At 34.9% G+C, this 20,871-nt stretch carries 18 protein-coding genes; 6 read left to right on the top strand and 12 right to left on the bottom strand.

Translation table 11 applies throughout. The features are described 5' to 3' along the window. Positions 1–82 precede the first annotated feature (82 nt). Positions 83–337 carry a GNAT family N-acetyltransferase gene (locus DFR66_RS14015; protein ID WP_242008650.1) on the bottom strand — a complete coding sequence of 85 codons (255 nt, stop codon included), beginning with the start codon at positions 335–337 and terminating at the stop codon, positions 83–85. Between the two features lie 188 nt (positions 338–525). Further along, positions 526–1,767 carry a 3-deoxy-D-manno-octulosonic acid transferase gene (locus DFR66_RS08030; protein ID WP_114754318.1) on the bottom strand — a complete coding sequence of 414 codons (1,242 nt, stop codon included), beginning with the start codon at positions 1,765–1,767 and terminating at the stop codon, positions 526–528. A 229-nt stretch (positions 1,768–1,996) separates the two neighbouring features. Between DFR66_RS08030 and DFR66_RS08025 the strand changes: the two genes are divergently transcribed. The 3 genes from DFR66_RS08025 to DFR66_RS08015 all read left to right on the top strand — a co-directional run bounded on the left by DFR66_RS08025 (position 1,997) and on the right by DFR66_RS08015 (position 4,540). Then, entirely contained in the window at positions 1,997–3,127 is a 1,131-nt protein-coding gene (locus DFR66_RS08025; RefSeq protein WP_114754317.1) for a DegT/DnrJ/EryC1/StrS family aminotransferase, read from the top strand. 80 nt (positions 3,128–3,207) lie between these two features. Further along, complete coding sequence (galE, locus tag DFR66_RS08020) at positions 3,208–4,221, top strand: UDP-glucose 4-epimerase GalE (RefSeq protein ID WP_114754316.1); 1,014 nt, start codon at positions 3,208–3,210, stop codon at positions 4,219–4,221. Between the two features lie 121 nt (positions 4,222–4,342). Next, positions 4,343–4,540, top strand: coding sequence for a hypothetical protein (locus tag DFR66_RS08015; protein WP_114754315.1), 198 nt, complete (start codon positions 4,343–4,345; stop codon positions 4,538–4,540). Between the two features lie 691 nt (positions 4,541–5,231). Here the strand turns inward: DFR66_RS08015 and fabD are convergent. Continuing rightward, the gene (fabD, locus tag DFR66_RS08005) at positions 5,232–6,107 is read right to left on the bottom strand and encodes an ACP S-malonyltransferase (RefSeq protein WP_114754313.1); all 876 of its coding nucleotides are present in this window, start codon (positions 6,105–6,107) and stop codon (positions 5,232–5,234) included. A 180-nt stretch (positions 6,108–6,287) separates the two neighbouring features. Here fabD and DFR66_RS08000 point away from each other — a divergent pair, with 180 nt between their 5' ends. Beyond that, complete coding sequence (locus tag DFR66_RS08000) at positions 6,288–7,931, top strand: hypothetical protein (protein WP_114754312.1); 1,644 nt, start codon at positions 6,288–6,290, stop codon at positions 7,929–7,931. 38 nt (positions 7,932–7,969) lie between these two features. Here the strand turns inward: DFR66_RS08000 and DFR66_RS07995 are convergent, their stop codons facing one another. Both DFR66_RS07995 and DFR66_RS07990 read right to left on the bottom strand, forming a co-directional pair. Beyond that, a complete protein-coding gene (locus DFR66_RS07995) occupies positions 7,970–8,293 on the bottom strand; it encodes a DUF6370 family protein (protein ID WP_114754311.1) in 324 nt (107 codons plus the stop codon). Between the two features lie 40 nt (positions 8,294–8,333). Further along, positions 8,334–8,696 carry a DUF983 domain-containing protein gene (locus DFR66_RS07990; protein WP_114754310.1) on the bottom strand — a complete coding sequence of 121 codons (363 nt, stop codon included), beginning with the start codon at positions 8,694–8,696 and terminating at the stop codon, positions 8,334–8,336. A gap of 92 nt (positions 8,697–8,788) precedes the next feature. Here DFR66_RS07990 and DFR66_RS07985 point away from each other — a divergent pair, with 92 nt between their 5' ends. After that, the gene (locus tag DFR66_RS07985; protein ID WP_114754309.1) at positions 8,789–9,652 is read left to right on the top strand and encodes a helix-turn-helix domain-containing protein; all 864 of its coding nucleotides are present in this window, start codon (positions 8,789–8,791) and stop codon (positions 9,650–9,652) included. Between the two features lie 104 nt (positions 9,653–9,756). Here DFR66_RS07985 and purT read toward each other — a convergent pair whose 3' ends face one another. The 6 genes from purT to DFR66_RS07955 all read right to left on the bottom strand — a co-directional run bounded on the left by purT (position 9,757) and on the right by DFR66_RS07955 (position 18,241). Further along, a complete protein-coding gene (gene purT, locus DFR66_RS07980; RefSeq protein ID WP_114754308.1) occupies positions 9,757–10,917 on the bottom strand; it encodes a formate-dependent phosphoribosylglycinamide formyltransferase in 1,161 nt (386 codons plus the stop codon). A gap of 181 nt (positions 10,918–11,098) precedes the next feature. After that, a complete protein-coding gene (locus tag DFR66_RS07975; protein ID WP_114754307.1) occupies positions 11,099–12,967 on the bottom strand; it encodes a peptidase U32 family protein in 1,869 nt (622 codons plus the stop codon). A 155-nt stretch (positions 12,968–13,122) separates the two neighbouring features. Next, the gene (locus DFR66_RS07970; RefSeq protein WP_114754306.1) at positions 13,123–13,479 is read right to left on the bottom strand and encodes a bleomycin resistance protein; all 357 of its coding nucleotides are present in this window, start codon (positions 13,477–13,479) and stop codon (positions 13,123–13,125) included. 195 nt (positions 13,480–13,674) lie between these two features. Next, positions 13,675–15,477: an ATP-dependent nuclease gene (locus DFR66_RS07965; RefSeq protein WP_114754305.1), complete on the bottom strand. Its 1,803-nt coding sequence runs from the start codon at positions 15,475–15,477 to the stop codon at positions 13,675–13,677. A 411-nt stretch (positions 15,478–15,888) separates the two neighbouring features. Then, positions 15,889–17,076 carry a pyridoxal phosphate-dependent aminotransferase gene (locus DFR66_RS07960; RefSeq protein ID WP_114754304.1) on the bottom strand — a complete coding sequence of 396 codons (1,188 nt, stop codon included), beginning with the start codon at positions 17,074–17,076 and terminating at the stop codon, positions 15,889–15,891. Between the two features lie 70 nt (positions 17,077–17,146). Then, positions 17,147–18,241 (bottom strand): fatty acid desaturase family protein, encoded by a 1,095-nt coding sequence (locus tag DFR66_RS07955; RefSeq protein ID WP_114754303.1) that lies wholly within the window; start codon positions 18,239–18,241, stop codon positions 17,147–17,149. 107 nt (positions 18,242–18,348) lie between these two features. Between DFR66_RS07955 and rsmG the strand changes: the two genes are divergently transcribed. Next, on the top strand, positions 18,349–18,978 hold the full coding sequence (rsmG, locus tag DFR66_RS07950; protein WP_114754302.1) for a 16S rRNA (guanine(527)-N(7))-methyltransferase RsmG: 630 nt from the start codon (positions 18,349–18,351) through the stop codon (positions 18,976–18,978). 145 nt (positions 18,979–19,123) lie between these two features. Here rsmG and pruA read toward each other — a convergent pair whose 3' ends face one another. Then, positions 19,124–20,752 (bottom strand): L-glutamate gamma-semialdehyde dehydrogenase, encoded by a 1,629-nt coding sequence (gene pruA, locus DFR66_RS07945; RefSeq protein ID WP_114754301.1) that lies wholly within the window; start codon positions 20,750–20,752, stop codon positions 19,124–19,126. Positions 20,753–20,871: the final 119 nt, after the last annotated feature.

Raw genomic sequence — 20,871 nt, 5'->3', positions numbered from 1 at the left:
TCCCCTTAAACGGGTATCTAAAAAACGAATTGACTTAGTTAAAGTTTTAAAAACTCTATGTTTGATTGTGTTATCAGCAATTTTATTTGGTTTTAAGACGCATTAATTTCCGATTATGCATTTCGAAACCGTGTGCAAGATACAAATTTTGAGCTTTCGTATTGTGTGGTTCTACCTCAAGATAGATCAGTTTTAATGATAATTTATGGCTTTCGGCTTTTACAAACTCTAAGGCTTTGCTACCAATGCCTTTGCCACGGGCTGTTTCGGTCACGTACAATTCGTCTAAAAAAGCAATTCGTCCTAGGTATTCAAAACTAAAAACGAAGGTTAAGATAATGTAGCCAACAATTTTGTAATCGGATTCAATAAGCCAAGATTTTCCTAGATTTTCCTAGATTTTCATTGGAAATAAATTCCAGAAATAAAGCTTTTGAAACGTCAAGAGTAATAGGATAATTGTCAATCGCATAAAACTCTTCTATCAGGGTGACAATCGTCTCTACATCAGAAATTTGTAGGGGTTTAAATTGAATCATTCAGGATGTGTTTCAGAATAATGGCTGAAGCGCCTTTATTCATTTGTACAAAAGTGCTGCACATGTGCCCTTTTTCTTCCCGAATATCATCATTTAGGATTAAATTTTTGAACGCTTCTTCAAGTTCTTTGTAGTTGTTAATAGAAATACAGGCTTCCATATTCACTAGTGCTGTTGCTTCTGCAAAATTTGAGAAATTGGGTCCAATGAGGATAGGAACGCCAAAAGTTGCAGGTTCTAGTAAATTATGTACGCCGGTTTTTCCAAAACCGCCACCTACATAAGCAATGTCAGCATAACTGTAGATTTTAGTCAAAATACCAATCGTATCGATAATAAAAACATCAAAATCAGCGAGATTTTCCGCTTCTTTTTCAGAGAATAAAACTGTTTTTTTTGTAATTGAATTTTTTAAAGACTGTATTTGTTCTTTATTGATATTATGAGGTGCAATTATAAATTTGACACCTAAAGTATTAGAATTGATAAAATCGACTAATAAATTTTCGTCTTTGGGCCAAGAACTTCCTATTATAACAGATAATTTGTTGTCTTTGAACTGAGAAATAAAATTCAAGGAATTGTCTTTTTCTAAAATTGTGGTCACACGATCAAAGCGGGTGTCTCCGGAAACAGCAACATTTGTCTTGCCTACTTGTTGTAATAGTTTTTTTGAAGTTTCATTTTGTACAAAAAAGTAAGTAAAGGCATCGAGAGCTTTTCTGTAAAAGCCACCGTACCATTTAAAAAATAGTTGGTTTTTTCTAAGAATTCCAGAGATTAAATACGTCTTTGTATTTGATTTTTTGAGCTCAGCTAAATAATTTGGCCAATACTCATATTTAATGAAAAACACTAAATCGGGATGAAGGAGTTTTAGAAATTGTTGTGCATTTTTCTTGGTATCCAAGGGCAAATATACCGTAACATCAGCAACTGTATTGTTTTTTCGGACTTCATAACCTGAAGGGGAAAAAAAAGTCAGTATAATTTTGTGTGAAGGAAATTGCTCTTTTATTTTTTCGATTACCGGCAAGCCTTGCTCATACTCACCCAAGGAGGCGGCGTGAAACCAGATTGTTGCGTCAGTAGGTTTAATTTTTTGTTCCAAAGTTGTAAAAACCGGTTTGCGACCTTCTACAAAAAGTTTCATTTTTGGACTAAAAAGAGCTGCTATTTTTAATAAAAACGCAACAATTTGAACAATTAAATTGTAAAGAAAAAGCATCATTGAAATTTTGGGGCTAAAATACGTTTTCTTTAGGTTAATTTCTTCCGCAATAATATATAAATTTTGGTTGTCAGGAACTCCCTTTTTATTTCATAGGAATATTATCTTTTTTTACTGTGGGTTGCATTGGTTTCAACTCATAAATAACTATTTTTGTTGTTCGTTTTAAGAAAGAATTTGATGTGTTTATAAACGGTAATCTTTCGAACATTAATAAAAAAATGCAATGAAAAAAATCCAAATGGTTGACTTAAAAAGTCAATATGAAAAAATAAAAGAAACTATTAATAGTTCTATTCAGGAAGTTTTAAACACTAACACCTACATAAATGGACCGCAAGTTCATCAGTTTCAAAAATCTTTAGAAGAATATTTGGATGTAAAACACGTAATTCCTTGCGCTAATGGAACTGATGCGTTGCAAATTGCGATGATGGGATTGGATTTGAAGCCAGGCGATGAGGTAATCACTGCCGATTTTACTTTTGCGGCCACTGTTGAAGTAATTGCTTTGTTGCAATTAACACCCGTATTAGTTGATGTGGATATGTTCAACATGAACATTTCTATTGATGGGATTCGTAAAGCGATTACGCCAAAAACAAAAGCGATTGTACCGGTTCATTTATTTGGTCGTGCCGCTAATATGGAAGCGATTATGGCTATTGCCAAAGAATATAATTTATATGTAATTGAAGATAATGCACAAGCTATTGGAGCTAATTGCAAATTCTCTGATGGAACTAAAAAGAAAGCAGGAACAATTGGACATGTAGGTGCTACTTCATTTTTTCCGTCTAAAAATTTAGGATGTTACGGTGATGGTGGAGCAATTTTTACTAATGATGATGCTTTGGCTCACAAACTACGCGGAATTGTAAATCACGGAATGTATGAGCGATACCACCACGATGTTGTGGGTGTAAACTCAAGATTAGACAGCATACAAGCGGCAGTTTTGAATGCTAAATTACCCTTGTTAGATCAATACGGAAAAGCCAGACAAGATGCAGCACGTAAATATTCAGCCGCTTTTGAAGGGCATAAAAATATAATTGCACCTAGCATTTGTGATATTTGCGACTGTCACGTTTTTCATCAATATACGTTACGAATTATAGATGCCGATAGAAATGGTTTGATGCAACACTTATTAGATAAAGGCATTCCTTGTGCCATTTATTACCCAATTCCGTTACATTCGCAAAAAGCATACGCTGATGCTAGGTATAAAGAAGAAGATTTTCCGGTAACCAATCAGTTGGTTAAAGAAGTGCTTTCTTTACCAATGCACACCGAGTTAGACGATGAGCAAATAGAATTCATTACATCGAGTGTTTTAGAATTTTTAAAATAAAGTATTAAGACGCTTTGATTAGCGTCTTTTTTATGAAACAAAACGAGTCAATAAGATATTGATTCAAAATTAAACAGTACATGAAAATACTAGTTACAGGAGGTTTAGGTTTTATTGGTTCGCATACTGTAGTCGAATTGCAAAATGAGGGTTTTGATGTACTGGTTGTAGATAATTTATCGAATACATCTTTGGATGTGTTAGATGGAATTCAGAATATTACAGGAAAAATTCCTGCTTTTGAAAAATTAGATTTGCGCGAAAAAGAAAAAGTTCAAGATTTTTTTAAAAGACATCATGACATCTCAGGCGTGATACATTTTGCTGCTTCAAAGGCTGTGGGCGAAAGTGTTGAAAATCCCTTGCTGTATTATGAAAACAATATCAATGCCTTGGTTTATATTTTGCAGGAATTACAGCAAAAACCAGAGGCTAACTTTATTTTTAGTTCTTCTTGTACGGTTTATGGTCAAGCCGAAACCATGCCGATAACTGAAAATGCTTCGATTCAAACGGCTATGTCTCCTTATGGAAATACAAAGCAAATAGGAGAGGAAATCATTATTGATACAGCTAAAGTGACTAATGTTAATGCTATTTTACTTCGTTATTTTAATCCTATTGGAGCACATCCTTCTACTGAAATAGGAGAGTTACCTATTGGAATTCCTCAGAATTTAGTGCCATTTATTACTCAGACTGGTTTTGGATTACGAAAAGAGTTATCTGTTTATGGAGACGATTACCCAACTCCGGATGGTACAGCGATACGCGATTATATTCACGTAGTAGATTTGGCGAAAGCCCATGTAATCGCCTTGCAACGCTTACTGAACAAAAAAAATACGGCCAAAGTGGAGACTTTTAATCTGGGAACCGGAACCGGAAGCTCAGTTTTAGAGGTTATTCATACTTTCGAAAAAGTGAGTGGTAAAAAACTGCCTTATAAGATTGTAGGTCGTAGAGAAGGAGATATTACTTCGGCTTACGCCAATACCGATAAAGCGAACAATATTCTGGGATGGAAAGCACAATCCTCACTGGAAGAAGCGATGGCTAGCGCCTGGAAATGGGAACAGAAAATCAGAAGTTAGTATTCAGAGTTTAGGTTTTATCGTCGAGTTTAAAAACAGAATCCCAAATTATCACAATGATAATTTGGGATTTTTTCGTTTAAGTAACTTGTTGTAAATTCGTTAGATAAATGAATCAATCATGGATGCTGAAAAAAAGAATTCGAAAACAACTAAATTAGAAGAGCCTTCTGTAAATTACGAAACTACGAAAATTAAGTTCAAAGGGATTGATAGAGCTATTTTTGATTTTAATGAAGAAGTAAAAAATGGGTATACTCCGGAAGAATTTAAAGCTGAAATGTTTAAAAGAATAGAAGCGTATCCTTGGAAAAAGTAATTTTTAAGTAGGAACTTCTACTGTATTTCGATGAACTGATTTATACACTCTTCGGTCAAGAATATTTTAGTTATGAAGAAAATGCAAAACGTTACGTTGATAAAATTGTAAATTTCATTATTTCGGAAATAAATAGTTTTCCACATAAACCAACTCCACAAAAGCTCCATTATTTAGGCTCACATTATATTTTTTACAAAGCGAATAACCTACCGACTTGTTATGTTTTCTTTGAAAGACAGGGTTCAGAATTCCTAATTACGGGAATTATTAATAATCATTGTGAAGAGGCGAAAGAATTGTAGAATAAAGTTTGTTTGAAGTTATTTATTTTTTCTTGCTATTAGAATGTTTTGAGCAAATACAATAATTAATGACAGAATAATGATGATGTAAGGTAAATATGTTGGATAAGAATTTCTAAAGAAAATTTCAAACTGTACTTTTTGAGAAAAAGAAATTAAAAGAATTAGAATTAATGTAGTAAAATAATTTAAATAGTATTGATGTGTACATGAGTTTAAAATTGATTTTATTAAAATGAATAAACTGATAGCTAAAGGTATTAAATACCATAATAAAAATTCAATTGTCATAAGAAAGTTTTTTAATTATAGAATTCAAATATAAATAAATCCCCACAAACATAAGTTTATGAGGATGCTATTTTAAAGCTGTGACTAAATACTAATTAAGCATTCGCTGTCACCGCTTCTTTATCTATTTTTCCAATTAATCCGGCTAATACTTTTCCGGGACCTACTTCAGTAAATAAGGTTGCTCCGTCAGCGATCATTTGTTGCACAGATTGCGTCCATTTTACAGGAGCAGTCAATTGAATGATTAGGTTTTTCTTGATTTCAACTGGGTCAGATACTGCACTAGCCGTTACATTTTGATATACCGGACAAACAGGCGTTGAGAAAGTTGTTGCTTCAATAGCTGCAGCCAGTTCTTCTCTTGCAGGTTCCATCATTGGTGAGTGAAAAGCACCGCCAACAGGCAATAACAATGCACGTTTTGCTCCAGCGGCTTTCATCGCTTCACAAGCTTTTTCGACTGCTGATGTCTCTCCTGAAATCACTAATTGTCCAGGGCAGTTGTAATTTGCAGCTACTACAATTCCGTCAATCGAAGCGCAAACTTCTTCAACAATAGTATCAGCTAATCCTAAAACAGCTGCCATTGTAGATGGTTTTATTTCGCAGGCTTTTTGCATTGCCAAAGCTCTTTGGGAAACTAATTTTAATCCATCTTCAAAAGATAAAGTTCCATTAGCAACTAGTGCTGAAAACTCGCCCAAGGAGTGTCCCGCTACCATTTCTGGTTTGAAATCCTCGCCTAATGTTTTTGCTAAAATCACGGAGTGCAAGAAAACAGCTGGTTGTGTCACTTTAGTTTCTTTTAATTCTTCGGCAGTTCCTTCAAACATGATGTCTGTGATGCGGAAACCTAAAATTTCATTGGCTTTTTCGAATAATTCTTTTGCAAGTACAGAGTTTTCATATAATTCTTTACCCATTCCTGTGAATTGTGCACCTTGACCTGGAAATACGTATGCTTTCATGTATATAATTTAAAGATTGAAAAATTTAAAGATTGAAGAATTTACTTCAATCAGTTGACAAAAATACTATTTTTTGCGGCATTGTAAATAAGGATTTTTTTTCTTCATAATGGACACGTTTATTATTGTAACATTTAGAAGTATTAAAGACTAATATTTAAATATTCAAAGACTTAAATTATGAAAAAAATATTCTCCATTGTTTTCTTGCTCCTTTTTGGGTTTTTATTGTTTTATGGTATTCTTCCTGTTATCCAATATGGCTTTACGGGCTTTGCATTTATTTTGTTGGTTTTAATACTTCTTGGAATATTATTTTCCCTTGATCTCACCGTTTCGCAGCAAACCAAACAAGTCAAAATTGCGTCTAGGCCTAACAGAATTCTCTTTATTTTAGTAGGGGTACTTTTGGTATATTGTAGTGCACTCCCTTTTGTTACTAGCCTAAAAATGTTCCGAAGCGATTCGTATCAAAAATTAATAGGAGAGGTCAAAAACGGTCAAAAAATTACCAATCACATAGCGCCAATTTCTATTGATAAAATTCGTGTGGTCGATGAGGATTTAGCCCATCTTTTAGGGGAGAAAATTTTAGGTTCACAACCAGCCTTGGGAAGCCAGGTAGAATTGGGAGATTTTTGCATCCAGAAAGTAAACAACGATTTGTACTGGGTTGCGCCATTATTACATTCGGGTTTCTTGAAATGGTTTAATAACCAAGAAGGAACTGCGGGATATGTTATGGTTTCGGCAACTAATGAGCGTGATGTCAAATTAGTTCAGAATGTGGGAGGGAAGGACATTAAAATTAAATACCAACAAGGTGCCTATTTTCAAAGTGACATTCACAGGCATGTTTATTTTAATGGAAATGCTACTGTTGGTCTGGCTGATTTTAGTTTTGAGATTGATGATGCTGGGAATCCGTTTTGGATTGTTACTAAATATGGAAAAAAAATTGGTTTTTCGGGAAAAGAAGCGATAGGAGTTGTGGTAGTTGATGCGCAATCTGGTGTTACAAATGAATATTCAATAGCTAAAACACCAAAATGGGTAGACCGAATCCAGCCTTTAGATTTCATTGAAGCTCAGTTGAATGATTGGGGCGAATACGTTCATGGGTATTGGAATTTCTCTAATCAGGATAAACTTCAAATTACAGAAGGAATGACATTGGTATACGGAAAAGACAGTAAGTCTTATTGGTACACGGGATTAACTTCTGTAGGGAAAGAGGAATCAGCAGTAGGTTTTGTTTTAGTGGATACCAGAACTAAAGAAACTACTTTCTACAAACAAAGTGGCGCAACAGAATTTGCTGCACAAAGTTCAGCACAAGGGAAAGTTCAGGAGAAAGGATATAAGGCTTCATTGCCTATTCCGTATAATATCAATAACATTCCTACTTATGTAATGACGCTTAAAGATGCCGGTGGATTAGTTAAAATGTTTGCAATGGTTGCTATTTCAGATTATACGATTGTGGGCGTAGGCAATACCATGCGAGAAACCTTGACTTCGTTTAAAAACGTCTATAATATGGCGGATAATAAAATAAATCCGAATAGTGTTTCTAATAAAAAATCACTCAAGTCAGTAGTAACCCGAATTCAAAATGATGTAAAAAACGGAAACAGTTTTTATTATTTTAAAGTCAAAGATTATCCTAATATTTTTGTAGGTTCATCCCAAATATCTAGTCAATTGCCAGTGACAATGGTGGGTGATAGTGTGAAAATTTCTTTTGATGTAGACTTGGAAGAAGTTATTGATATTTCGAGTTTTGAGAATAGTAATCTCAAATTGAGTATGAAATCGAAGTAATGACTAAGGGCTTAAAGAAAATTCTTTAAGCCCTTTTTTTATTTTTTTGGTAGTAATTTAAATGAGGTGGCTTTGAATTTATTGTCGACCACTTTACCAACTACTTCCGCTTTTCTTATAACCGAACAAAAACCATCACTGGCATGCGCATCACCATGCGAGTCTATAGAACTACCGTCAACGAAATAAGATTTTCCGTCTATGCGAACGGCCAAATCGCATCCGTGACCCGTCATCCCGAACTGGCATTGTCCACAAGAAGCTTCAACAATTTGAGGCTTTGGTGCTTCTTTTTTATCTTTATCCTGAGCACTTGCTAGAGTTACACAGAAAAAAAATGCTAAGTATAGTATCTTTTTCATAAATGATTATTTTTTTTTCTAAAGCTAAGATACAGTTTTTTCACATCGAATAATTTTTAAACATGTAAATCCACAATAATCTGGAAAGACGAATATTAATAGAAGCCATTGCAATAATCACAACAGCAATAATTGGAATAATTCGTAAATCGAAAGTTTCAGCAAAGAAGAATTGGGCAATTACATAAGTAGCAATTCCTTGCGCTACTGTTAAACCATAATTGACATACATGGCTCCAAAAAAGTAACCAGGTTCTTTTTCAAATTTATAATTGCAATGAGAACAATATTCATTCATTTTAGGGAATCCAAATTTGAAAAATATACTTTTTTCATTGAAAACCTTGCCTTTATGACATTGAGGGCAATCATTATTCAGGATGTGTACAATAGAATTTGACATCGTCATTATTTTTATCAAAGGTATTTTTTATTTCTGTCATGGATGTTTTCTATATTCGCTTATTATAGCACAATAAAGACATTTGACACACAATGAAAAAATATCCTATTTATAATATTCAACGGTTTAATTGCAACTCAGTGAATAGTGATTTGTATATTAATTCGTTTAAAAATCACTTAATCGATCATAGTTTTGTAGAAGAACCACATCGTCATAATTCTTATGTTTTAGTTTTTTTTACCAAAGGTTTTGGAACGCATGAAATTGACTTTGATGTATTTACCATTCAGCCCGGAAGTATGTTTTTTTTGCAACCTGGACAAATGCACCATTGGCATTTATCCGAAGATGTGGAGGGTTTTGTTATTTTCTATTCACAGGAAATGTACAATCTATATTTTGGACAAAAAACAATCGCAGATTATTCATTTTATTCTTCTGTGGATAATAAACCGGAAATGGTATTTGATGTATCTGAGTTGAAAGCAATTCTACCTTATTTTGAGAGTTTAATTTTAGAAACACAATCAAATCTATTGTTGAAGCAAGATAAAATCATGAATATTTTAGATATCATTCATATTGAAATTGCCAGAAAATATAATGAAACCTATTTCCACGAAGCGCATTCATATAATGTGAAAATTAAAAATTTAGAAGTGCTTTTAGAAAATAATTTTAAAAAAGAAAAAGCACCTTCCTTCTATGCATCACAACTCAATATTACGCTAAAGCATTTGAATAGGATTTGCAATGAAATCCTGCAAAAAACCACTACCGAAGTCATTACAGATAGAATTATCCTCGAAGCGAAACGCATGTTGATGGATAAAAAGTTTACTGTCAATGAAATTGCAACGGAATTAGGCTATGATGATTATTCGTATTTCACCCGATTGTTCAAGAAACATACTGGAATGACTTCGACAGATTTTCGTATTTCTAAAAAGTAAAGGGGGATCAATGTCGTTTCCTTAAGACGTTTGTCAAGTCGAGCGCAGTCGAGACTAAGCGTTGAGTCTCGACTGCGCTCGACTTGACAATACTATCGAGTAAATTACGAGTGCACAGTAACAACACTGGCTGCTTTCTTCGCTTTTTCTACCACTTCTTCAATTGGAGTTTCTAAAGTATCATTGACTAAAGCCACAGCCATTCTTCTATACGGTCTTGAAGTGGGTTTGCCAAAGATTCTAAAATCAGTTTTTGGTAAAGCAGCAATTTTTTCTATTCCAGAATAGGTTGGATTCATAGAGTTTTCCGAAGCTAAAATTACAGCACTTGCACCGACTTTTTCTAATGTAATTTCGAAAATAGGTAAACTCAAAATAGCACGTAAATGCAATTCGAATTCGTTGAAATTTTGCGTTCCCGCCAAAGTTACCATTCCTGTATCATGTGGTCTTGGCGATAATTCTGAGAAATATACACCGTCATCAGCCAAGAAAAATTCGACTCCAAAAAGTCCTGCACCTCCCAAAGCTTCGGTAACTTTCTCAGCCATATCTTGGGCTTCGTATAAATCCTTGTCGGATATTCTGGCGGGTTGCCAGCTTTCCTGATAATCGCCACGTTCTTGTCGGTGACCAATTGGCGCACAAAAAAGAGTAGGATTATTATTTTGAGTGACAGTCAATAAAGTAATCTCTGAATTGAATTTGACAAAAGCTTCTACAATTACTTCAACTACATCGCCACGGGAACCTTCAACGGCATATTGCCAGGCTTTTAAAATATCATCCGAATTTTTGATGGTGGTTTGTCCTTTTCCAGACGAAGACATCAAAGGTTTTACCACACAAGGAACACCAACTTCTGCTACTGCTTTTGTCAATTCTTCGGCTGTGGTGGCGTAACGATAGTCGGCAGTTTTTAGCCCAAGATCTTTGGCGGCCAAATCACGAATGGCTTTTCTATTCATGGTGAAGTTTGCCGCTTTCGCCGAAGGTACTACGTTTATACCTTGTTTTTCGTAATCATAAAAACGCTCGGTGCGAATGGCTTCTATTTCGGGAACGATAAAATCAGGATTGTGTTTGGCAACGATGCGGTCTAATGCCTCGCCATCAAGCATATTAATGACTTCAAAAGCGTGCGCTACTTGCATAGCAGGTGCATTTTCATAACTGTCTACTGCAATTACAATTTGCCCAATGCGTTGTGCAGCGATAACAAATTCTTTTCCTAATTCGCCTGAGCCGAGGAGTAGTATTTTCATTTTAAAGTTTTGTGTTGTTGGGAAATAATGGAGTAGTAAAGTAACGAAAAATGTTTTTAACCGCAAAGCCCGCGAGGACTTACGCGAAGAGCGCAAGCTTTGTGTTCAATTAAAAAAGGTTCGTAAAGACTTTTAATCTTTGCGAACCTTGCGTAAACTTTGTGCCCTTTGTGGTTAAACTTTAATGAAAGTGATCTTCTTCAATTTCGAATTCAGCATCTTTTTCCCAAATCTCCATTTCACAAGGTTTGCAATTGAATTTGAGTTTGTATTCTAATTCGCCTTGTTTTAATACCAAAGGTTCTTTTACCTTTTTGTCCATATTTTCACGATGGTATTTTGGACAGCGTTCTAATTCGTATTTGATGCAATATTTGGTAGTCATTACACGTGATTTTCCAGGATCCCATTGCAATTCAAAGGCTTTTTCGATTTCGGTAACGCCGTGACGCTCGTAGAATTTTCGAGCCAGTTTATTAGAAACATTGTACATAAAATCCAATTTTGTCTCTGGATAAGGATGTGTTGTTTTAACTAGTTTGTGTTCCTCAACTTTGTAATTAGCCAAACGAATTTCCGAAAGTTGTTCGTAAACCGTTCTACGCATTTCATTGATTTTAGAAATAGGAAGAAACCAGTTTTGCGAGAACATCACATTTATTTCATCAGCGGTGTAAGGTGTGAAACCTGTTTTTGCCAATTGTGTTTTGATGTTTTCAGCAATAGATTCGTTATTTTTTGTCTGCTCTTTGGCATGGACCAAGTTTACGGTACTTACAAAGCCATCTTCATCTGTAGCAATCAATTCGAAACCATTTTCGTTTTCGGTCAGTAATAAAGTAGTACTTATTTTTCGAATGGCACTGTCCTCGCGCTCTACAATTTTGATAAAAGCAGCGTCGTTGTTACGATAAATAAAAGTACCTGGTTTTAGTTCTTTTAAAACATTTGGGTAAGCTAAACCATTTTCAACTTTGTTGACATAAATTCCGTCAGCTTCATTATTTTCATTGATGTAACACAAACCGTCGCCGTTGTTGAGTAATTCGCCGTTTTCTATTTCGTAAGCGTTACCCACAGTACGAATTAGTTTCCCGATGTATTGCCCTTTTGATTTTGGACTTTCCCATGAACCGATAGATTGGTGTCTTTCGTTGACAAAATAGTCCGTATAACCGCGGTTGAAACTTTTGTTTAATGCCGCATCAAATGTAAAGGTGCATTTTCCTGAAGAAGCTTTAGTATAGCTATCATTTCCTTCTAGGAAAGCATCCAGTTTTTGTCTCAGGTACGAAACATTATTTTTTACGTAGACAATATCTTTCAGTCGGCCTTCAATTTTAAAAGAGCAAACTCCGGCTTCAATAAGATTTGGAATTTGGTCTGAAACGTCAAAATCTTTTATAGAAAGTAAGTGACTATTTTTTATTAAAGTCTCACCGTTACCGTCGATTAAGTTATACGGTAAGCGGCAGTTTTGTGCACAAGAGCCGCGGTTAGCACTTCGTTCTCCATTGGCAACGCTCATGTAGCAGTTTCCGCTGAAAGAAACGCACAGGGCACCAGTCACAAAAAACTCCAATTCTACATCCGAAGCGGTACTAATTTCTTTGATTTGGTGCAGATTTAATTCGCGAGCCAAAACGACGCGTTTCATACCGGCATCTTTCAAGAATTTAATTTTGTCTGCATCGCGGTTGTTTGCTTGTGTGCTGGCGTGTAATACAATTGGAGGTAAGTCCATTTCCATGATTGCCATGTCTTGCACAATTAATGCATCCACCTTAATGTCGTATAATTTCCAAATCATCTGACGGCAGGTTTCGAGTTCGTTATCGTACAAGATGGTGTTGATAACCACAAAAACCTGAGCGTGAAATAAGTGTGCGTATTGTACCAATGCGGCTACGTCTTCGATAGAATTTGTTGCATTAGAACGAGCTCCAAATTGTGGAGCACCAATATAAACGGCATCAGCACCACTATTGATGGCTGCTATTCCGTGTATTAAATCTTTAGCAGGAGCAAGGATCTCTATTTTTTTCTTCATCGAGTTGATGATAAATTGTTTATTTTTAAAACTTTAGGTTTTTTTAGCTTGTGCCTAAAAAAGTGAGCAAAGTTCTTATAAATTTTCCAAGATTTCTAATTCAGGACTCGATTTTTTTAGAAATAATTCCATTGTACGGTTTGGCACTAATTTAGCTACAAACTTTCTCCAAAAGTAAGTAAGTTGTAGTCTGGATCAAGAATAGAGAATTCCTTTTGTCCCCAAGGTTTAATTTCCAAAGGGCCGTTGGGATGAATGGCAACGCCGTTGTTCAGGAAGTTGTTATAAACGGTTTCGATATCCTGCACCCGAATGTAAACTCCTGAGTAATTTTCAACAGCATTTATGGTTGCAAACTCAAAGAAATGAATTTCAATACTGTCTTTTTGCACCATCAAATACCCGTCAAAATCCGCATTACCCCATTCCTGAAAACCCAATTGGTTGATGTAGAAATTCCTTGTAATCGTTTTGTTACGCATGGGTAACTTTGGGTTGATGGCGGTGAGCATGATAGTTTGGATTTGATGTGAATGTTAGAGGATGTTTTTTCAATTAAAGTTATTTTTTGGAATACTTAAAATTTAATCAAAAAACGTTATGAAACTTCATAATGTTAAAAACGCGTAAAGCAGTTCCGTTCGACAAGAATTTCATTTAGTATGCTGTTTGTGAAATACAATTCTACTCATTTAAAGAATTATTTTTCAGATGTAATCTCCAAAGATTTCAGTCATTTTAGTCCTCCAATTTTCAGGTAAATCATTCCAATTTTCTCCCCATTCTAAAGTTTTAATATAAGCTTTGTATGGTTTTTCATAAGTTGCAATATAGTTGAGTTCTTCTTCAACGTTATTTACCATATAGACAATTTTGCCATTACCATCTAAAGCATCAATTATTGGTTGATTAAACTTCTCTGCATTTGGTACTTCTGAATCTTTATCATGGACAACGATTGGATTTATACCCATTGAAGTTAGATATTTGACTAATCCTATAATCGAAGCTTTTCCACGAGCCTTTATTATTTCAAAATCTGAAATTATTTTAAGATATTTTGATTTTTCAAGTCTTTTTAATGTTTCTTTTATTAAAATATCTTCTGTATCTCCTTCAATTATGACAACGTGCCTAGTGAAAAATATTCTAGAAATATAATTGTCTATTTTTAAAAGCATTTTTACGTAATCCTTTTGATTTGATTGTAATTCCAAAAATTTTTCAGTTACACTAAAAGTATTACAATCAACATGATTACCGCAATTATACATTCGATTTAAAATTTGTTTAGGTTTTCTAGATATATCAATTAAGTAAGGTGAATGAGTAGAGGATATTATCTGAGCTGATTGAGAACTTAACTCATAGATAGCATCTCTCATTTGATTTGCAGCACTTGGGTGAAGATATGTTTCAGGCTCTTCAAAACAAATTATTATAGACCTAGCATGCTCATCCTCTTTTTTCGAAAGCCAAAGTTGTCTATATCGGAGCATGCCAAAAACTGCCGCTCTAACCATTCCTGTACCTTGATTGTCAACTGAAGTTTTAATATTACTAGACATTTCCACATTGAAACTTGGTTTTAAACTCGAAGGGTCACTAAGGCTAGTTGTAGCATGAAGTTTTGAGTCTGGGAAAATTGATGACAGAACATTGTTTAATTCGTCCATCATTTTACCAAATTCCGAATTGTCATCTTTCGGGTCAAGTTCCTTAGCTAAATTGTCTAAATGTATTTGAGCATTTTTAAAATGTTCAGAATTTTCTCGAACTGTCTGAAAAAGCTCGCCTAAGGTTGTACTTAAAACGCCGCTTCCTGTTCCTTGAATTTCATGAATTCCTACATCAACAGGAATCAACAAAAATCTGGGAAGCATTTTTAAAACATTACCAGGTATTCCACCAGGATTTTGAAACCAAGTTTCTTCATCTGAAACTTCCCAAATTTCATCAATTAATTCTAATTTCTCTAAAGCACTTTTATTTTTCCCAATGTTAGATTCCAAATCGGGGAAAAATTCCTCAATTATTTCCGGTGATAATCCACAATCAATGTAATCTTGAGGCTTTTTGCATTTAACAAATTCTTCTTTAATAGTTCGTACTTTAGTTTTAAACTCAATAATAACATCTTTTCCTAGTTCGTATGTTTTCCGATAAACAACCGAAAGTCCCGTTTCTTCCGAATCTTCTGTAACTTCATAAGTGAAGATTCTCCCTTTAAATCCTCTCCATGTTTTAGACTCATTAGGTAAATTTCTGAATTCAGCTTCTAAAACTATTATACTTGTATCTACTTTTACTTCGTTAGTTTCTTCGTCAAGTATTGAATGATAATCACTAGAACTAAGTTGTTTTTTTCCAGATAAAAGTGTTTCTATTGCTTTTATTGCAGAGCTTTTTCCACAGTTGTTTTGTCCAATTAAAAAAGTAGCATCACCAAATAAAATTTCGACATTTTTTAGTCTTTTAAATCCTTTAATGTTTAGAGAATATATTTTCATTTATGTTTTTGTTTACTTTATTTTTCTACTAACCAATACAAATAAGCCTTGAAAATTCTTTATTCCATCTCAAATGAAGTGGTTTTGTCGAGTAAAATAGCTTTTGAATTATAAGCATAAAAGTATAAAATTAAAAATATAAATTATCAGAAATTTCATTGTTTTTATTATGTAGTTTATATACGCTGAGTCAGCTCACAAGCAGTCCTTACTGCATTAAAATAAATATGATTTTTGCAGGGTTTGCGTGAGGGAGTGCAGTGGAAATCCTTTATATTTTTTCTTTAAAAATATAAAGATTGCAGCGGAAAGCCCGACCCTTGTGGTCACGCCCAAAAACAACAAAACCCCAAGAATATCTTGAGGCTTTGTTATATGCTATGTGTTTTATTTTGACTTTATGATTTTTGACTATAGAGCCAAAGCATCTTTGATTCTTTTTAATGCTTCTTTCAAGATCTCGTCGCTGGTTGCGTAAGAGAAACGAATACAGTCTGGATTACCAAAAGCGTCACCTGTTACCGTTGCTACGTTAGCTTCGGCCAAAAGGTACATTGATAAATCCATTGCATTTTTGATTTCGGTTCCTTTTAATGTTTTTCCGAAGAAAGAAGAAACGTCTGGGAATACGTAAAAAGCTCCTTCTGGAACGTTGATTTTTACTCCTGGAATTTCTTTTAATAATCCTACCACTAAATCTCTACGGCTATGGAAAGCGTCAACCATGTGTTTTAATACACTTGGATCAGCATCTACTGCTGTAATGGTAGCACGTTGTGCGATAGAATTTGCTCCTGAAGTAACTTGACCTTGAATTTTTGTACACGCTTTTGCAATAAATTCTGGTGCGCCAATATATCCAATTCTCCATCCTGTCATGGCGAAAGCTTTAGCAACTCCATTTACAGTAATTGTTCTTTCTAACATTCCTGGGATAGATGCGATACTACAAAAAGTCCCTGAGAAATTGATGTGCTCGTAGATTTCGTCAGCAACAACATATACGTGTGGGTATTTCTCTAATACTTTGGCAAGAGCCGTTAATTCTTCTCTGTTGTATACTGATCCACTTGGATTACAAGGAGAACTGAACCACATCATTTTTGTTTTTGGTGTAATCGCTGCTTCTAATTGTTCTGGTGTGATTTTGAAATCCGTATCTACAGAAGTTGGTACTTCTACAGGAACTCCACCGGATAACTTTACGATTTCGAAATAAGAAACCCAGTAAGGAGCTGGTAGAATTACTTCGTCACCATCGTTTAGCATTACTTGTGCAATGTTGTATAAGGATTGTTTAGCTCCTGTTGAAACTACAATTTGAGATGGTTTGTAGTCTAAATCATTGTCTCTTTTGAATTTTCTGCAGATGGCTTCTTTTAATTCTGCATACCCTTCTACTGGAGAATAAGTGCTGTAATTTTCATCAATAGCGCGTTTTGCAGCTTCTTTGATAAAGTCAGGCGTATTAAAATCAGGTTCTCCTAAACTTAAACTGATGATGTCTTTTCCTTGTGCTTTAAGTTCTCTGGCTAAAGCAGCCATTGCTAGTGTTTGTGATGTTGCTAGATTGTTAATTCTATCGGATAATGGATTCATTGTAATAGGTTGTAGTTAGTTTATTTATTAAGTAGAGATGCACCGCAGTTGATCTCTAGGTGTTGCATAATTATGTAAGTTCTGGTTTCATTCCCAACTCTTTTAAATGTTTGAAATGAGCAATAACTGCACTTCGCATTGTTTTGTATTCGTAATACGGCAAGTTGCATTCTTGAGCCGTTTCTTTTACTATACTAGCAATTTTACCATAATGCACGTGGCTGATATTTGGGAAAATATGGTGCTCAATTTGGTGATTTAATCCACCTGTGTACCAGTTTACTATTGCGTTTTTAGGAGCAAAATTAGTAGTGGTAAACAATTGGTGTATCGCCCAAGTATTGTCCATTTCTCCTAATTCATTTGGTGATGGATTTGTTGTTTCTTCTACAACGTGTGCCAATTGAAATACAATACTTAGAATTAATCCAGCTGTGTAATGCATCACGAAGAAACCAATAAGCACTTTCCACCATGTGATTCCAATAACGATTGGTAATACGATCCAGATAGAAACGTAAATTACTTTTGTGATGATTAAAGTCGTCCAAAGTATTTTTGGGCTTTTCGCTTCTCCGTACGATAATTTTCTTTTCAAATAGCTTCTCATCTGTTTAAAGTCAGTTGTAATAGCCCAGTTGAACGTTAGTAATCCGTATAAAAAAACCGAATAATATTGTTGGAAACGGTGAAAATTATACCATTTTGCTTCTTTTGTAAATCTAATTACACGTCCAGCATCTAAATCCTCATCGTGACCAGGAATGTTCGTGTAAGTATGGTGTAACACGTTATGTTGTACTTGCCAGTTGTATACATTTCCCGCTAGTACATAAATAGTACCACCCATGAATTTGTTGACCCAGGTTTTATTAGAATACGAACCGTGATTTCCATCGTGCATCACATTCATTCCTACACCGGCCATTCCTATTCCCATAACAATAGTTAATAGAATATGTGCCCAAAATGGCATGCCAAGAGTCAGAATTAAAAAATAAGGTGCAAGGAATACAGAAAACAAAATTATGGTTTTCAAGTACAGTTTCCAGTTCCCGGTTTTTTGAATATTATTTTCTTTGAAGTAATTGTTAACGCGTGAGTTAAGTGTTCTAAAGAACTTTAAGCTATCTTGCTTAGCGAATGTTGGTGCATTATTATTCATATAATTTCAGTAAAAGTTCAAAGGTAATTATTATAAATTTTTTGATATACAAAATTGAGATAAATATTTTAACTCTAAAGTATTACTTTTGTTAAAAAAAATAAGAGATGGACGAGATTCTTAAGTATTTTCCTAATTTAACTGATATTCAGAAAGAGCAGTTCGAAAAGCTGGATTTTTTATACCATGATTGGAACGAAAAAATCAATGTTATTTCACGAAAAGATATAGATGCTTTATACACTAAACATATATTACATTCGTTGGGAATTGCAAAAATTATAAAATTCGAACCAGGAACGTATGTTTTGGATGTTGGAACTGGTGGAGGATTTCCAGGAATTCCATTGGCGATTCTTTTTCCTGAAACCCGTTTTTATTTGATTGATATCATTGCCAAGAAAATTAAAGTGGTTCAGGCTGTAGCCGAAGGTTTAGAATTGAAAAATGTAAAAGCGGAGCAAATGCGTGCCGAAAACGTGAAGGGAGATTTTGATTTTATCGTAAGTCGTGCCGTAACGAATATGCCGGATTTTGTTTCTTGGGTTAAAACCAAAATCAAAAAGAACAACAAACACGAATTGAAAAACGGAATTCTGTATTTAAAAGGAGGAGACTTAACCGAAGAATTGAAAGATTTTCCGAAAGCTACTGAATATAATCTTGCAGATTTCTTTGAAGATGAATTCTTTGAAACTAAGAAAGTGGTGCATTTGCCGTTGAAGTTTACGGTTTAGTCATAAGGTCGAAAGTCTTAAAGTCGACAGATAGAAATGAGTAGAAAAAAAGTGTAAAAAAAGCCGAATCTAAATTTAGATTCGGCTTTTTGGTATTTGCAAAAGTACTTTATGACTTTTAACTTTAAAACTTTAGGACTAAAAATTACTCTCCTAAAAATGGGTATCTATAATCAACTGGCGTTACAAAAGTTTCTTTGATGGTTCTAGCCGAAGTCCAACGCAATAAGTTTTGCATAGATCCTGCTTTATCATTCGTTCCTGATCCTCTTGCTCCACCGAACGGTTGCATTCCTACAATTGCTCCTGTTGGCTTATCATTGATGTAGAAGTTACCAGCTGCGTTTTGTAATTTCACAGTAGCTTCTTCAATAGCATAACGATCTTGACTGAAAACAGCTCCTGTCAAAGCGTACTCTGATGTAGTGTCTACTAATTCCAATGTTTCTGCCCATTTAGCATCTTCGTAAACATAAATAGTTACAACTGGTCCGAATAATTCGGTTTCCATTGTAGCGTATTTTGGATTTGTAGTAAGGATTACAGTTGGCTCAATAAAGTACCCTTTTGATTTGTCATAATTCCCACCGATAATTACCTCTGCATCAGCGTCAGCTTTGGCTTGGTCAATGGCTTTAGCCAATTTATCAAAAGAACCTTCAGAGATTACCGCAGTGATAAAGTTGCTCATATCTTGTGGTGATCCCATTTTCATTGATTTTAAATCAGCTTCTAGTTCAGCTTGTACAGCTGGCCATAAACTTTGCGGAATGTACACGCGTGAAGCAGCGCTACATTTTTGACCTTGGTATTCAAATGCGCCACGAGCGATACCAGTACTTACTTGTTTTGAGTGAGCAGATGGGTGTGCAATGATGAAATCTTTACCGCCTGTTTCACCTACAATACGTGGATATGTTTTGTACTTGCTAATATTAGTACCAATTTTTGCCCAAATATCATTAAATACGCCTGTAGATCCTGTAAAGTGCACTCCAGCGAAATCACGGCTAGCCAATAAAGTTTCGGTGATCATTCCTGAGTCTCCCATTACCATGTTGATAACACCATTTGGTAAACCAGCTTCTTTAAAAATTTGCATCAATAAGTTAGCAGAATACACTTGAGTAGCTGCAGGTTTCCAAACCACAACGTTACCCATTAAGGCAGCACTTGTAGGTAAGTTTCCAGCAATTGCTGTAAAGTTAAAAGGAGTAATAGCGTATACAAATCCTTCAAGAGGTCTGTATTCAACGCGGTTCCACATATCAGCGGTAGATTTTGGTTGCTCGTTGTAAATTTGTGTCATGTACTGTACGTTGAAACGTAAAAAGTCAATGAGTTCACAAGAGGCGTCAATTTCTGCTTGGTATATTGTTTTTGACTGTGCAATCATTGTTGCAGCGTTGATTTTAGCTCTGTAAGGTCCAGCCAATAATTCTGCTGCTTTTAAGAAAATTCCCGCGCGCTGTTCCCAAGCCATATTAGCCCAAGCTTCTTTTGCTTGAAGTCCAGTAGCAATAGCGGCTTCAATATGTTTTTTTTCCGCTTGATGGTACACACCAACCACATGCTGATGGTCGTGTGGTGCAGTCATGTTTTTTGTATCTCCAGTTCTAACTTCTTCGTTTCCGATATAAAGGGGTACGTCTACTGTGCTGTTCCACATTTCGGCGTATGCTGCAGAAACAGCTGCTCGTTCTGGCGAATTAGGGGCGTAGCTTTTTACAGGTTCGTTTACCGCATTGGGTACGTGAAAAAATCCTTTTAACATATTGATGTTTTTATTGGGTTAAAAATAGTGTTGTATTGTTTTTAAATTATAAACAAAAGTACAAAGGTTTCTTTAAAGATTTGATATTTTTTAAAGTAATCTAAAGCTTCTTGTTGTTC

The sequence above is a fragment of the Flavobacterium glaciei genome (assembly GCF_003350545.1).
Classification (GTDB): domain Bacteria; phylum Bacteroidota; class Bacteroidia; order Flavobacteriales; family Flavobacteriaceae; genus Flavobacterium; species Flavobacterium glaciei.
This window is presented reverse-complemented; position numbering and strand designations above follow the sequence as displayed.